11 protein-coding genes and 1 CRISPR repeat array are annotated in these 15067 nt (G+C 35.8%); of the genes, 7 read left to right on the top strand and 4 right to left on the bottom strand.

Annotated elements, in window-relative coordinates:
- Positions 1 to 48: 48 nt before the first annotated feature.
- Positions 49 to 528: a hypothetical protein gene (locus DTK66_RS06685; RefSeq protein ID WP_191668168.1), complete on the bottom strand. Its 480-nt coding sequence runs from the start codon at positions 526 to 528 to the stop codon at positions 49 to 51.
- 181 nt (positions 529 to 709) lie between these two features.
- On the opposite strand from DTK66_RS06685, the gene cas9 reads away from it, so the two are divergent.
- The 6 genes from cas9 (at position 710) to DTK66_RS06655 (ending at position 10951) form a co-directional block, all read left to right on the top strand.
- A complete protein-coding gene (gene cas9, locus DTK66_RS06680; RefSeq protein ID WP_191668167.1) occupies positions 710 to 4840 on the top strand; it encodes a type II CRISPR RNA-guided endonuclease Cas9 in 4131 nt (1376 codons plus the stop codon).
- Positions 4841 to 5040: 200 nt separating this feature from the next.
- A complete protein-coding gene (cas1, locus tag DTK66_RS06675) occupies positions 5041 to 5949 on the top strand; it encodes a type II CRISPR-associated endonuclease Cas1 (protein ID WP_191668166.1) in 909 nt (302 codons plus the stop codon).
- Complete coding sequence (gene cas2 / locus DTK66_RS06670) at positions 5927 to 6232, top strand: CRISPR-associated endonuclease Cas2 (protein ID WP_191668165.1); 306 nt, start codon at positions 5927 to 5929, stop codon at positions 6230 to 6232. Before cas1 ends, cas2 begins: the two co-directional genes overlap by 23 nt.
- A complete protein-coding gene (gene csn2, locus DTK66_RS06665; RefSeq protein WP_191668164.1) occupies positions 6229 to 6900 on the top strand; it encodes a type II-A CRISPR-associated protein Csn2 in 672 nt (223 codons plus the stop codon). Before cas2 ends, csn2 begins: the two co-directional genes overlap by 4 nt.
- Positions 6901 to 6928: 28 nt before the next feature.
- Positions 6929 to 7756: direct repeats of the CRISPR family, unit length 36 nt; unit sequence GTTTTAGATGTACTTCAAATCAATAATGTTTAGTAC.
- A gap of 98 nt (positions 7757 to 7854) precedes the next feature.
- Entirely contained in the window at positions 7855 to 8868 is a 1014-nt protein-coding gene (locus DTK66_RS06660) for a LacI family DNA-binding transcriptional regulator (protein WP_191668163.1), read from the top strand.
- A 160-nt stretch (positions 8869 to 9028) separates the two neighbouring features.
- Positions 9029 to 10951: a sugar MFS transporter gene (locus tag DTK66_RS06655; protein WP_191668162.1), complete on the top strand. Its 1923-nt coding sequence runs from the start codon at positions 9029 to 9031 to the stop codon at positions 10949 to 10951.
- Between the two features lie 67 nt (positions 10952 to 11018).
- Here the strand turns inward: DTK66_RS06655 and DTK66_RS06650 are convergent, their stop codons facing one another.
- A complete protein-coding gene (locus tag DTK66_RS06650) occupies positions 11019 to 11999 on the bottom strand; it encodes a polyprenyl synthetase family protein (protein WP_191668161.1) in 981 nt (326 codons plus the stop codon).
- Positions 12000 to 12079: 80 nt separating this feature from the next.
- Here DTK66_RS06650 and DTK66_RS06645 point away from each other — a divergent pair, with 80 nt between their 5' ends.
- A complete protein-coding gene (locus tag DTK66_RS06645) occupies positions 12080 to 12979 on the top strand; it encodes a prenyltransferase (protein ID WP_191668160.1) in 900 nt (299 codons plus the stop codon).
- Between the two features lie 93 nt (positions 12980 to 13072).
- Here the strand turns inward: DTK66_RS06645 and ubiE are convergent, their stop codons facing one another.
- Complete coding sequence (ubiE, locus tag DTK66_RS06640) at positions 13073 to 13774, bottom strand: bifunctional demethylmenaquinone methyltransferase/2-methoxy-6-polyprenyl-1,4-benzoquinol methylase UbiE (protein WP_153930105.1); 702 nt, start codon at positions 13772 to 13774, stop codon at positions 13073 to 13075.
- Between the two features lie 21 nt (positions 13775 to 13795).
- The gene (locus DTK66_RS06635; protein WP_497006446.1) at positions 13796 to 15019 is read right to left on the bottom strand and encodes an MFS transporter; all 1224 of its coding nucleotides are present in this window, start codon (positions 15017 to 15019) and stop codon (positions 13796 to 13798) included.
- Between the last annotated feature and the right edge of the window lie 48 nt (positions 15020 to 15067).

The following is a 15067-nucleotide window of genomic DNA, read 5'->3' as shown; positions in this document are numbered from 1 at the left end:
CTCAGAGGGCATTATAGCCTATTGATACTTACAGTTCCTTTTTAATTATTATTTATTCCAAATGATGTGCCGGGTATCATCATTTGCGCTATGACCGATAGCATGTCCATTGAGGTAGATTGTTGTTTTGCAACCCTTTTGGATATCTTTTTCTGATAACTTCTTTAGATCATTATCGGCAAGTGTTCCATAAACACCATTTTGCAAATTTTGAACTAAAAGTGTTCGGCGTGCCTTTGGTAATTGATAGATATCATCATTAACATCAATTTTGATTTTATTATCACGGGTATAGGTAATGTCCTTGATACAAGAAAAACCTTTGAAAGTCTTGTCATTTTGCTCATATTGTTGACAATTACCAAGATAATCAGCAATGTAACGGTTAGCTAAATCATTTTTCTCCTTAGACATATCAGCGGCATAGGCAACATTGGTTGATTGGAAAAGTTTGGTGGTCAATCCAGTGCTTGTGCCGACAGTAAGTCCAGCTACTGCAAGCATTAAGCCCTTTGAAATTTTACGCATGGCATAAATCTCCTCATCTATTATAAATATAACACCTTTAATTATGAGCATTTTACGGTGAATAAACAAGTGGAAAGAATATAAATATCACGAAAGCGCTATCTAAAAAGTTGATGAAATAGTGATTTGTATATAAAAGTTTGCTATCCTAAACATAATAGATAAATTTAGGAGGAACAACATGATAAAGGATGATTATAGCATTGGTCTTGATATTGGAGCAACATCTGTTGGACATGCATCCATTGATAGTCAATACAATGTAGTAAAAATAAAAGGGAAAAGAGCAATTGGTGCTCGGTTATTTGAAGAAGGGAAAACTGCAGCAGAGCGTCGTGGATCTCGGACAACTCGACGGCGCTTAAATCGCCGCAAATGGCGTCTTTCACTCTTAGAAGAATTTTTTGATCCGCATATTTCACTAATAGATCCGAGTTTTTTTGCTCGCTTAAGGCAATCAAATCTTTCACCAAAAGACGGTAATAAAGAGTTCGATGGCTCTTTATTATTTCCTGATAAAACAGATCATAACTTTTATGATGCTTTTCCGACTATTTACCACTTACGGCATGATCTAATGACTAAGCAGCAACGGTTTGACGTTCGAGAAATTTACTTAGCAATTCATCATATAGTTAAGTATCGTGGGAATTTTTTGAGCTCAACACCAGTAAACCATTTTGATACTAGCAAAATCGACTTTGCTAAAGATTTTCAGCAATTAAATGAGCTTTATCAAAATGAAGATCCTATTAAAATTTTTACTATTAATTTAAGCAACACATCTAACATATCCGCCATCTTACTGGATCGGGATCTAAAGAAATTCGATAAACAAAAGCAAATTGCAAAATTACTTACTAAACTACAAGATGATAAAGATCTTGATAAGATAAATAAGAAAATTGCAACACAAATTAGTAAGGCAATTTTAGGATATAATGTTTCGTTAAATGATGTTTTAAAAGTAGAAGCTGAAGACAATAGTAAATGGAAGGTTAACTTTAGTGACCCTAATGTTGATGATAAATTAGTGGATTTAATTACTGAGCTTGACGAAAACCAACAATCAATTTTAACTATTCTTATGAGCTTATATTCACGGCTAACTTTGAACGGGATTGTTCCAAGTGGAATGAGCCTTTCAGAGTCAATGATTGCTAAGTACAATGATCATAAGGAGCATTTAAAACTACTGAAAAAATATGTAAAAACAATTGCATCCGAAAAGCGCAAGGCTGTCGCCGAAGCATATGCGCAATATGTTGGAAACTCTACAAAAGAATCTAAGCATATATCGAGAGATGAATTCTATAAAATAGTAAGTAAGAATCTTGATAATTCTGAAATTGCAACTCAAATTAAAGCTTTGATTAAGAGTGAACAATTTATGCCCAAGCAACGGACAAACCAGAATGGTGTCATTCCATATCAACTCCATCAAAAAGAACTAGATCAAATTATTGAAAATCAGTCTCAATATTACCCATGGTTAGCGGAATTAAACCCTGTTAAGGATCATCGAGATGCCAAATATAAATTAGATGAATTAGTTGCCTTTCGAGTGCCATATTATGTGGGACCATTGGTGGATTCTAATTATGTTCCTAATACCGAACAAGGAAAGAAGAACGCTTCCTTTGCTTGGATGGTTCGTAAGGAAGCAGGCCCAATAACCCCGTGGAATTTTGATGAGAAAGTAAATAAAGTAGAATCTGCTAATAAATTTATTAAGCGGATGACGACAAAGGATACTTATTTACTCGGTGAGGATGTTCTTTCGGCCCATAGCCTTATTTATGAACGTTATAAGACATTGGATGAATTAAACCGCATTAGGTTGAATGGCAAAAAATTAAGTGTAGCCGTTAAACAAGATATTTACAATGACTTGTTTAAGAAGACAAAGACAGTCACTAAAAAAAGATTAGTAAATTACTTGCAAGTAAGCCTGAAATTACCACAAACACCGCAAGTTACTGGGTTAGCTGATCCACAAAAATTTAATTCTCAGCTTAATTCATATATTGATTTAAAAAATATATTAGGGGATAAAATCCTTAATGATAACAGTAAGCAAGATGACTTAGAAAAAATAATTGAGTGGTCAACAGTATTTGAAGATTCACGTATCTATAAAACTAAACTACATGAAATTGATTGGTTAACGGAAAAACAGATAGCAGATTTAACGGCTCATCGATATCAGGGATGGGGAAGACTTTCTAAGAAACTTCTTATCGAATTAAAAAATAAAAATAATAAATCGATTTTAGACTTAATGTGGGAAACTCAACGGACTTTTATGGAGTTGCAAAGTCAACCGGAGTTTGCAGAACAAATTGCTAATGCAAATCAAGATAAATTGACTAATGATAACTATGAAGACGTTCTTGAAGATGCTTATACTTCGCACCAAAACAAAAAGGCGATTCGCCAAGTCATTAAAGTAGTAGATGATATTGTTAAAGCAGCCGGGAAAGCACCCAGATTTATTTCACTAGAATTTGCGCGGTCTGATGAACGTTCTGAACGAAAAGATGCAAGAAAGACGAAAATTCAAGAGATTTATGATGGTACTGCAAAAGAGTTAATTAAAGATGATCATCTTCGCGATGAATTGGCAAATGTGACGGACTTATCAGATCGCCTATACTTATACTTCACTCAGTTAGGAAGAGATATGTATACTGGTAAGCCAATTAATATTGATGAAATATCAACAATGTATGATATTGACCATATTCTTCCGCAGGCATTTATTAAGGACGATTCATTAGATAATCGTGTTCTTGTCAGAAGACAGATCAATAATGCAAAATCTGACACAGTTCCGACACTAGAGTATGCTGCTATGAAGCCGTTTTGGAATAAACTACAAAAACATGGCTTAATTAGTAAGCAGAAACTTAATAATTTACTGACTAATCCAGAAAGCATTGATAAGTTTAAAGCAGTTGGCTTTGTTAATCGACAGTTAGTTGAAACTCGTCAAGTAATTAAGTTAGCTGCCAATATCTTAGCAAAACGGTACCCAAATACTAAGATTATTGAAGTAAAGGCAAATTTGACGCACCAAATGCGCGACTCATTTAATTTGATCAAGAATCGTGACGTTAATGATTATCACCATGCTTTTGATGGGTATTTAAGTGCTTTTGTAGGTCAATATCTATACAATCGGTATCCAAAGCTTCAATCATATTTTGTCTATGGTCAGTTTAAGAAATTTGACAAGCAAAGCTCTCGGATTGAAATGAAAACAAATCATTTTAACTTTTTATATGATCTTGAGCCAGGAAAGAATAAACGGGAAAAGATTATTAATAAGAGTACCGGTGAAATTATTGCTGATCGCCATGAATTGGAAGAAAAACTGCGAAAAGTTTATAAATACCGTCCAATAATTTCGCAAGAAGTATATACAAGGTCTGGTGCAATGTTTGATCAAACTATTTATGCTGCTGATTCAGGGAAAAAATTAATAGCCTTGAAGAAAAATAAACCAACTAAGATTTATGGCGGCTATAGTGGGAGTAAAGATGCTTATCTGGCCATTATTAAGTTGTGTGATAAAAAAGGTGATAAGTATCAAGTAGTTGGAATTCCAGTACGTGCAGTTACTAGGCTAAATCAAGCAAAGAAAAGGGGGAGAGAAGAATATCTGGCACAATTAAAGGAGATTATTACTCCTAAACTCACTAAAGAGAAAACGAACCGTAAAACTAAGGAAAAAACAGTTATTCATCCTAACTTTGAAATTATTATTCCTAAGGTCATGTACCGGCAGTTAATCGTTGATGGAAACCAAATGTTTACATTAGGAAGTTCAACATATCAATATAATGCACGGCAACTCGTCCTATCATTCTCGTCAGTAGAGGCTTTATCGAAAGATTTTATAAAGAACAATGTACTTACTAATAAGGATAAAAATAGTAGGCTGATTGAAGTTTATGATGAGATCCTTGAAAAGGTTAATAATTACTTTAGCCTTTATGATAAGAACAAATTCCGCCAGCGATTAAATGAAGGTAGAAAATTATTTGTAGACCTGCCGCTAGAAAGTAAGGTTGAAAATAATAAAAAGACGGCAGTTGGCAAGGTTGAAGTTCTACAAAATATTTTAATTGGGTTACATAATAACGCAGGAATGGGTAACTTAAAGGTACTAGGTATTACGACACCATTTGGAATGATGCAAACTAAAAATGGAATACAATTGTCACCCAACGCATGCTTAATTTATCAATCACCAACAGGCTTATTTGAGAGAAAAGTTTATCTGAATCCTATTCCACCATTGAAATAGTTTAAAAGAGAAAGGGAATCGCTCATGAGAACGATTCCCTTTTATGTAAGGTCAGATAACTGACTCAAAAGTAGAAACTTGTGTAAAAACACTTGCTTGATTTTAACTCTGTACTTCAAATCAATAATGTTTAATAGTCGGTAGCTAACCGACAAGCTAATTATAACAAATGTTTTTTATTACAACAAGGGGATGAAATAATGGGATGGCGTTCGGTTATTGTTACTCAACATGCTAAATTATCATATACATCACATTTAATGGTGGTACAGACCAATGATGGAATTAACCAGATACCAATTGATGATATTGAACTGTTGTTAGTGTCGACAACTCAAGCAGTGATTACTTCTGCTTTGCTTAGTGAATTAGCCAAAAGAGAAACTAAAGTAATTTTTGTTGACAATACCCTTCAACCAGTTTGTGAAACGGTAAATTGTTATCCGAATAATCGATCATTTGATTTAATTGAAGAAGAGTTTAAATGGTCACAACACTTAAAAGAGATATTGTGGACTAAGATAGTCGCTGCCAAATTGCTTAATCAACTTCAAGTACTTGATATATACGGACATGATATTAGTCAATTATCTGATGAGCTAAATAAGTTAGAAATAAATGATGAAACTAATCGTGAAGCTGTAGTTGCTCGAAAATATTTTCCGTTATTATTTGAAAATCCAAAATTTTCACGACGTTCAATGACGGCAGTCAATGCGGCCTTGAACTATGGATACTCAATATTATTGTCGATGGTAAATCGTGCAATCGTAGCTAAAGGATATTTAACCTGCTTAGGGATCCATCATCGAAGTAATGAGAACCAATTCAACCTCGGTTCAGATTTGATGGAGCCATTTAGACCAATTATTGATTATTGGGTTGCTAACCAGAACTTTTCAGAATTAACGCCGGATGTAAAATACGGTTTAATTGATGCGTTAAACTTAGAGATCACATTTAATGATAAGAAAATGTTGCTGAGAAACGCAATCACTTCTTATATTAGCCAATGTTTAAATTATCTGAGTGGAAAAAGCAAAGAAATAAAGATTGAGATGAAATTTAACCATGAGGTACCAAATAATGCGCTTATTAATCATGTTTGATTTACCAGTAGAAACTAGCAAGGAGAGACGAGCCTATCGTCAGTTTCGTAAAAGGCTAATAAACGAGGGCTTTTTAATGATTCAGTATTCTGTATATGTTCGGGTTTGTGTGAATAAAAAGTCTGCTCAATTTATTGAAAAAAGGATTAGCACATTTCTTCCCGAATCGGGAGTAATTCAATCAATGATTATGACGGAAAAACAATATAATGACATGCATTTTTTTTTGGGAGAAAGTAGTAAAGATGTACGTAATTTATCTGGAAGGACAGTAATATTATGAAACTTGTCTATAAAGGGCATCAAGCAATTCAAATTGAGAAAGGAAAATTTACCGTCTTAGCAACTAATAATCGGCATATTTATTTTGATTTAATAAGGGGGTTACAGGGATTTAATGATAAATTGATGATAGTAGATAATGATTACCAGTCATTAGAACTTGAAAAAGCAGTTGACTGGGATGGGGATGTTGTTGCTAACAACAATTTAGCAGAAAATTATTCAACGGAAATCGTAAGATCAATAATCAAAAACTTAACAGAAGATAATCGTAATTGTATTAATACCGAGACCAGGAAACTTTATTCAGTTGTTCAGGAACTTCTGTTTATGACTGATTTACCATTAGAGGTGCGGTATGATGGCGATATAAAACGGCTATTGAATTATTGCCGAATTAAATTTTCACCATTAATCGAAAAGAATCCATATGATATAATAAAAACAGATTTAAAGTTACATTTAGAATGTGCTGATAGCTCTTGCATTGGTTTGAGTAACGTCGCTAATTACTTAAGTCGTGATGAATTTAAGGAGTTACTGCAGTTAAATACTGAACTAAAAATTCCGGTTTTATTAATAGAATTCACAGAAATAGATAATCGACAGTATTATCAGAATGCTGAATTTTATTATATTGACGAGGACTTTGTTGATTGGAAGTTATAAACCATTAATTCAAAATGAGAGAATAATGGTTTTAGATGTACTTCAAATCAATAATGTTTAGTACGTAATTTGTAGATTAGAAGTTTTAAGGTAAGTTTTAGATGTACTTCAAATCAATAATGTTTAGTACAAGGAACAACCAACATTATTTTGTTTCCCTGTTTTAGATGTACTTCAAATCAATAATGTTTAGTACATTGATTACAATTAATTTCAGTAATATTGGGTTTTAGATGTACTTCAAATCAATAATGTTTAGTACTAAGCAATTCGATAATCAACACGATCGTATGTTTTAGATGTACTTCAAATCAATAATGTTTAGTACTTAGCTTTAGGAATAACCATTCGTTGCTTAGTTTTAGATGTACTTCAAATCAATAATGTTTAGTACAAAGAGGCTTAGTTATTACTGGAAATTTTAGTTTTAGATGTACTTCAAATCAATAATGTTTAGTACGTGTGTTCGCATTGTCGTTGTAATGAGTAAGTTTTAGATGTACTTCAAATCAATAATGTTTAGTACCATTAGCGTTGTAATCATCATTACTATCACGTTTTAGATGTACTTCAAATCAATAATGTTTAGTACATCAAGTTCCGATTAGCTATTTTAATACGAGTTTTAGATGTACTTCAAATCAATAATGTTTAGTACGGGAATTCCCGCTCGTGGTCCACAAGGTATGTTTTAGATGTACTTCAAATCAATAATGTTTAGTACGTGAACCAATGTATGACTACTACGATGTTCGTTTTAGATGTACTTCAAATCAATAATGTTTAGTACCTGAACCTTCTTTATACATGTGGATCCATTGTTTTAGATGTACTTCAAATCAATAATATTAAATAATACTTCTAACCCCAGCGATAGTTGCTGGGGCCCTTTTTCTTCTCCCTCCAAATTGTTGTATAATATTTACTAAATACTTACTAAAAAGGTGAATTATCATGGCAACAATTAAGGAAATTGCTGAAAAGTCGGGGTATTCACCTGCTACGGTGTCCCGATTATTAAATAATGACCAGAACTTATCCATCAGTCCTACAACCCGTAATAAGATTATGAAAGTTGCCAATGAACTAGGCTACTGGAAGAGTCATCATAAACATCAACGTCAACCAATTCTTCCTAATATTGCGCTTTTGTATCGGGTGAATGACAATGAGCAGTTACAAGATGAATACTTTTCATGTTTGCGTAACGAGATTATTAAGGAAGTAGGGAAGGCAGGCTTAGAAGTCGCAGTCTTTAATCAAATTTCTACTCTGATTGCGGCGGCTGATTCATTCCAAGGATTTATTGGCGTAGGCGCTGACCGGGTTACCCAAGAAGAGTTAACCCAACTTCATAACTCCTTGCCGAATGGGATTTTTGTTGATATTAATCCTATGCCCCAATTGTTTGATTCAGTTCAACCTAATTTAGAACTTACTATTCAAGATGCGCTTCAACGACTTCAGACAGCAGGTTATCAGCGCATTGGCTTTATTGGCGGCAAGGGGCTTAACCTTGATGAGGTTCAACAAGCTGATGCGCGAGAGCTGGCCTTTCGTGAATTTACTAGATTACAAGGACTAAAAGAGGCCCCGTTATATGTACATGGTCCATTTAACGTTGACAATGGTTATCAACTAGGTAAAATTGCGGTGGAACAAAGCGGTTCCCACCTTCCAGAAGCCTTCATTGTTGCATCGGATACTCTTAGTGTAGGGGTTTTGCAGGCCTTTAACGAAGCAGGAGTTATTGTTCCCCGTGATACTGCGGTGATTAGTATTAATAATAGTGAGGTTGCTAGATATGTATCATCACCATTAACATCTTACAATATTAATCAGCAAACACTCAGCCGGATGGCAATTGAGTTATTGCAAGACTTGATCACGCATCCTAATCGTCCACATGTGCACCTAAAAGTTAATACTGATATCGTTTTTCGTAAAAGTTTTCCAAACCAAAATTAACTGGCTAAATACTGTTGAATTAACTATTTGACAGTTTAGCCAGTTTTTATTTTTTCTAGTAATTAATTTACCACTTTAAATAAATATTTACTAAATAAAGATAAAGATTTATAATGTATCTGTAAGCGATTACAAAAAGCTATAGTTTGGAGGTTTCAATATGGCATATAACCATAAATTTAAACGGAAACAATTGATTTCGCAGATGTCATTTTGCTTTGGTAATTTAGGACATTCCGCTTTTTACGGAGTGATGAGTACATACTTTATCATCTTTGTTACTAGTGGGATGTTTGCTGGCGTAAGTAAGTCGATTGCTAATAAGCTAATCGGTTTAATTACAGTTTTAATCGTTTCCGTTCGGATTTTAGAATTATTAATTGATCCCTTATTAGGAAATATTGTTGATAATACGAAAACTCGTTGGGGAAAATTTAAACCATGGATTTTAGCGGGGAATCTTATTAGTGCGATTTTGTTATTAATCCTTTTTACTGGAATTTTTGGGCTCGCCCAATATAATTGGTTTTTATTCGCTGTTTTATTTGTGATTATTTTTATTATGTTTGATATCTTTTATTCATTTTCTGATGTTTCTTACTGGGGAATGGTTCCCGCAATAAGTGAAAACTCAGCAGAACGGGGTGTCTATACTGCGTTAGGGGCCTTTGCTGGTACAATCGGTTGGAACGGTTTAACGATTATTGTTGTACCAGTTGTAACGACCTTTACTTATTTGGCTACAGGGCAATACCAGCAAGGACCAATGGGGTGGTTTGCTTTTGCTGTAATTATTTCTGCTTTAGCTGTTTGTTGTGCGCTTGTTGTGTGCTGGGGGACAAAGGAAAAACATAATCTTATTCGCAATTCAGCCCAGGAAAAAACGACACTTCGCGAGGTCTTTTCTGCTATTTTTCACAATGATCAAATTCTCTGGCCTAGTTTAGCTTATTTGTTATATTCTTGTGCATATGTTGTTACCAATGGAGTGCTCTTTTATCTTTATAAGTTTGTTATTGCCAAACCGGATGAATTCTGGATTGTTGGAGTTATTGCTACAATCATTGCCTTTTGTACCAATCCTCTTTACCCAGTCTTAAATAAAGTTATCCCGCGAAAATGGCTATTTATTGGTGGGCAAGTTTGCATGAGTTTGGCCTATCTTATCTTTATTTTTGCTCGGTCGAATGTTCTTATGATGGATTTAGGATTGATCCTTTTTAATGTTAATTTTGCCCAATTAGTTACTGTTCTTACCTTGACTGATGCGATTGAATACGGCCAATTGAAATCAGGACAACGTAATGAAGCGGTTGTATTAGCAGTTCGGCCGATGATTGATAAATTGACAGGAGCAATTTCAAATGGTTTGGTTGGTTATATTGCAATTGCTGCGGGAATGACTGGTAGTGCTACAGCAGCGGATATGACAAGCCACGATATCAATACGTTTGACGGTATGGCTTTTTATATCCCTTTAACATTAGCAATTCTTTCGATCTTTGTTTTTCTTTTTAAGGTTAAATTAAGTGAGCAAAAGCATGCGCTCGTTGTTGAAGAATTAAAAAATAAGTTAGCTAATGGAGACCAGCTTTCTTCTCCTAATGTTTCTTCAATCACAGTCAAGCAAGAAAAAATTTACGCTCCTGTTGATGGTGAGTTAATGGCAATAACAGAAGTTGTCGATAATGATGGTCGTCGCTTTCCCGGCAAGGGGTTTGTAATTAAACCGACTAGCGATAAATTATATGCTCCATTTGATGGCAAGATTAACTTCACCTTTGGAACGCGTCATGTATTTGAAATAACCTCTGACAATGGACTAGAAATGATTATCCATATTGGTATTGGCACGGTAAATATGCGTGGTAAAGGTTTTAACGCTCATTATCTTAATGGTCAGAAAGTAAAGAAAGAACAACTTCTTTTTACATTTGACCGGAATTTAATCAAGAAGGAAGGTTATAAAGATTGGGTAATCGCATTCTTTACCCAGCCAGGTAAAGTTGAAGATATCACTGCTTTTGTTCCTGGCCAAATGGTGAAACATGGCGATGAGGTAGTAACAGTTAAATTTAAATAGAATGTGATGATAATAAAAAAAGAGAATGGGACAGACCTAGCTTGGCTAGTTCATAGTCCCATTCCCTTTAATTTACTCTTGTTAATAATTTGTTAGCCATTAACGTGAGAAGTCTACGTGTACGGCTATTTGGTAATTTTTGAATCTCGCTTTGTGCTTTTTGCGTAAACTTCCGCGCAATCTCTTGGGCTTTTGTCACACCACCATAGTTAATCACTAGCCTTTGGACTTGCTCCATGTCGGCAATCGTCATTTGTCTTTTCTTTGCGAGAAATGGTTTCAGTTCATCACGGTGATTTTGCAATGTCAGGAGGAGTGGCAACGAATACACTCCCGTTGCCAGGTCTTCAAGAACCGGCTTGTTAAGTCGTGCATCCCCAGAATAATCTAAAATATCATCCAGAATTTGAAAGCTAATGCCGATATTTTGACCGATTCGCTTAGCTAAAACGGTTGTATGATGTGATGAACAACCGAAATGAGCCCCTTCTTCTGCAGCAAGACTAAAAAGGGCAGCCGTTTTACCATTCACATTACGATAATAATCAAGCAGAGACTGATTAAGGTCGAAGCGATTAGCCATTTGTCCTAGTTCTCCTGTTAGGATTTTCCGCATTGTTTGCGCGTTGCGAGCAAGATATGGCGAAGTCGCCATTGTTTCAACTAGCAAACTGAAGAAAGCAGTAAAAAGAAAATCCCCGCTATAAACGGCGGTATCCTTACCAAATGCTGCTTGGATGCTAACAGCTCCCCGTCGCTTGGGTGAATCATCAATAATGTCATCATGAATGAGGGTTGCCATGTGAAGAATTTCAAGAGATGCGGCAATTTTGATTAGCCGTGAACGATCATCAACCTTCTTATTACCAATATCCGCAAATAAGAGGAAGAAAGCTGGACGCAAATATTTTCCGCCATTAGAAGCCATGTGTTGGAGAGCCTCGTGGAGGGAAGTGTTTTTAATCGTTATCTGGCTATTGATGATTTGATTCACTTCATTGAGAGCGTGGTCAATCGCTGGATAAGCGTGGAAAAAATGTTGTTTCATTAATCGATAATTCCTTTGTTATGGTGTACCATCTATATTGTACCGAATATCTAACAAATTATGAAAGGAAAAATTACTAAATGTCGTTAAATGTTTTTTTAGAATTGGTAGAGATTAAAGCCAAGACAGCTAGTATCCTACCGATGTTATTAGGAGTCTGCCTAAGTGTATATTACTACCACTCCTTAAATGTCATAAATTCCGTCCTGTTTTTTATTGCCATGCTCCTGTTCAACATGGCAGTCGATATGATGGATAATTATAACGATTATAACCATGCTGTTGATACGGTTGATTATAAGAAAAATACTAATATTATTGGACGCGAAAATATTTCACCGCGACTGGTATTAGGATTACTGCTTGCCTTTAGTATTGTTGCAGGTTTGATTGGAATTTATTTAGTAACGATTGTTGGGTGGCCGCTCTTATGGATGGGGATTTTTTGCTTTGCTGTTGGAATCCTATATTCATCAGGTCCGTTTCCGTTATCAGGACTGCCGGTTGGCGAATTTGCTTCCGGCTTTACCATGGGTTTTATGATTGTTTTAATTTCTGTTTATATTAATGCTTTTCAGCAATTCTCATGGACATGGGCTAATATCGGCGTTGTCTTTTTAGTTGCGTTGCCAGATGAGTTATGGATTTCTAATTTATTGCTAGCTAATAATATTTGTGATGCAGGAGAGGATGAAGATAACCATCGTCATACAGTAATTCATTTTATTGGTCAGCGTAACGGATTATATTCATTTGCCATTAAAAATGTTCTTGCATTTATTGCAATTATTTTTTCCGTGATTTTACATCTTGCTCCTTGGACCGTATTATTGACCTTATTTATTATTCCATTTGTCATTAAACAAACGCGATTATTATTTGCCAAACAAATCAAAAAAGAGACCTTCCCTTGTGCTATTAAAATCCTATTTATTGGTTCCTTAGTGCAGGTAGTGACATATGCGATTGGGTTAATTTAAGAAGAATTGCTTTGCAGTTATTTTCTGTGACTAGACTTTATAACATCCGAAACTAAAAAGACTGGTGAAAAATCAAAGTTTTTCACCAGTTTTTTATTTATCGCCAAAATGAAGGGCCGCAGCACCAAAATTTAGTGGTTGGTAGTGTACTTCTCTAAAACCCGCTGCCTTCATCATTCGTGCTAATTGATGAGCTGAAACAAATTGTTGACTTGTTTTCTTTAAATATTGGTAGTCTTTAAGCTGACCACCCGCTAATGAGGCCATAACCGGGAAAGCAGTAAAGTATGCCTTCCAGCCGAGCTTAATTACAGGATTGGTTGGTTGGGACATTTCAAGGCTAACGAACTGACCACCAGGCTTTAGTACACGGTAAATTTCGCTCAAAACCCGGTCAGCGTCAGGAACGTTGCGCAATCCAAACCCAATTGTAACAATATCAAAACTGTTATCATCAAACGGTAATTGCATTGCATCTCCCTGAATTAAGAAGAGGTTCCCGATTGTCTTGGTCTTTTCAAAGGCGAGTTCTAACATTTTTTTATTGAAATCTAATCCAGTGACTCGTCCACTAGGAATTCGCTTCGCTAGTTCAATTGCTAAGTCGCCGGTCCCACAACAAACGTCAAGGGCATTGGCATGCGGATCGACTTGTAATTGCTTAAAAAGGGTCTTTCGCCATAATTTTTGGGTTCCAAGACTAATAACGTTATTCAAAAGGTCATAGTTAGGTGCAACACGGGAAAACAGATCATTGACCTGATGTTCATTTAGTAATTTATTTGTTTGAACCATAATTGTCTCTCTTTTCCTAAATTATTCTATCAGTGTTTTTTTCGGTTTAACAAGCATTATCAAAATAAAGTTAACAAGCAGGGTTAGTCCAGTAATAATAAAGACCATTTCATAGCTAGATATTCCTGAAATAAATGAACCGAGAATCGATCCGAGAACGGCACCGGCTGCTTGAAATGACTGGTTATAACTGAAAACACGACCAAATGCTTCTGTAGGAACATCCAACGTTAATACGGTCTGGGTAGCGGGCATCAATGCTGCGTTTGCTAGTCCAAGCAGGAATCGCCAGAATGCGAGTGCCCACGGGGAATGTGTAAATGTCATCGGGATAAAAAGGATAAAAGCAGTTATAATCCCGATTCGCAATACTTTTTCGGGACCAATTCGATCCATGGTGTGTCCAACTTTAGAAGCGGCGATCATTGTTCCTAAACCAGGGGTAGCCGCCACAATTCCGGCTACAAATGCAATATTACCATGTCCCCCCATCAGCTGGCGAACATATAAACTAATAATTGGGTCAATGGACATGGTAGAGGAAGTAACAATCATTGTAGTTAAGAACATCACGATGATTAAGGGGGGATTGTCAAGATTATGCATGATTTCTTTCATTGGTTTCATGGCTTCTTTTTTAATCGGTGTGAAATGCTCGACTGTCAACAACCAGGTACTAAGAAAGACGCAAAACATTAGTCCACCAGTGATGAAAAAGGGGATTCGGTAACCAAATGCACCAGATAAAGTTCCGCCCAATAATGGCCCGACAAGATTTCCGGCCACACCAGCTGTAGTCATTGCCGACATTACCCAACCGGACCGGCTATGAGGAGTTTCACCAGCCATCATTGCCGTAGCGTTATTAATATACCCGGAAAAAACACCTTGTAAAAAGCGCATGCCGATAATCATCCAGACGCTTTGCGCAAAACCAATTGTAAAGATGGTGCAGGCCATTACGCCAGAAGCACGGAGACACATTAATTTACGCCCTTTTTGGTCAGCTAAGCTCCCCCAAAAGGGTGAAACTATTGCCTGACTGATGAAAGTAACGCCAAATGCAAGTCCAGAGTAAATGTTGAGCTGAAAACGGCTAAAATTTCCAAGTTCGGCAATAAACAAGGAAATAAACGGCATGGTCATTGAATATCCCATTCCCGTGATAAATGCGCCTAGCCAGAGGGTATAAAAAGTTCGGTGCCAACCGTGAGGGAAACGTCCTCTTTCGACTTCCGAATCCATGTTAATTATCATCTCCTAATTGTGTTCAATCGATAAAAACCAATTATA

The sequence above is a fragment of the Limosilactobacillus walteri genome (assembly GCF_014830205.1).
Classification (GTDB): Bacteria; Bacillota; Bacilli; order Lactobacillales; family Lactobacillaceae; genus Limosilactobacillus; species Limosilactobacillus walteri.
Note: the sequence above shows the minus strand (reverse complement) of the source record. Positions and strands in the feature narration are given on the sequence as shown.

Coding starts and splice junctions, on each gene's coding strand:
- DTK66_RS06660 (WP_191668163.1), top strand. CDS start 7,855: ATGGCAACAATTAAGGAAATTGCTGAAAAGTCGGGGTATTCACCTGCT.
- ubiE (WP_153930105.1), bottom strand. CDS start 13,774: ATGGTTCAAACAAATAAATTACTAAATGAACATCAGGTCAATGATCTG.
- DTK66_RS06685 (WP_191668168.1), bottom strand. CDS start 528: ATGCGTAAAATTTCAAAGGGCTTAATGCTTGCAGTAGCTGGACTTACT.
- cas2 (WP_191668165.1), top strand. CDS start 5,927: ATGCGCTTATTAATCATGTTTGATTTACCAGTAGAAACTAGCAAGGAG.
- cas1 (WP_191668166.1), top strand. CDS start 5,041: ATGGGATGGCGTTCGGTTATTGTTACTCAACATGCTAAATTATCATAT.
- DTK66_RS06635 (WP_497006446.1), bottom strand. CDS start 15,019: ATGGATTCGGAAGTCGAAAGAGGACGTTTCCCTCACGGTTGGCACCGA.
- DTK66_RS06645 (WP_191668160.1), top strand. CDS start 12,080: ATGTCGTTAAATGTTTTTTTAGAATTGGTAGAGATTAAAGCCAAGACA.
- csn2 (WP_191668164.1), top strand. CDS start 6,229: ATGAAACTTGTCTATAAAGGGCATCAAGCAATTCAAATTGAGAAAGGA.
- cas9 (WP_191668167.1), top strand. CDS start 710: ATGATAAAGGATGATTATAGCATTGGTCTTGATATTGGAGCAACATCT.
- DTK66_RS06650 (WP_191668161.1), bottom strand. CDS start 11,999: ATGAAACAACATTTTTTCCACGCTTATCCAGCGATTGACCACGCTCTC.
- DTK66_RS06655 (WP_191668162.1), top strand. CDS start 9,029: ATGGCATATAACCATAAATTTAAACGGAAACAATTGATTTCGCAGATG.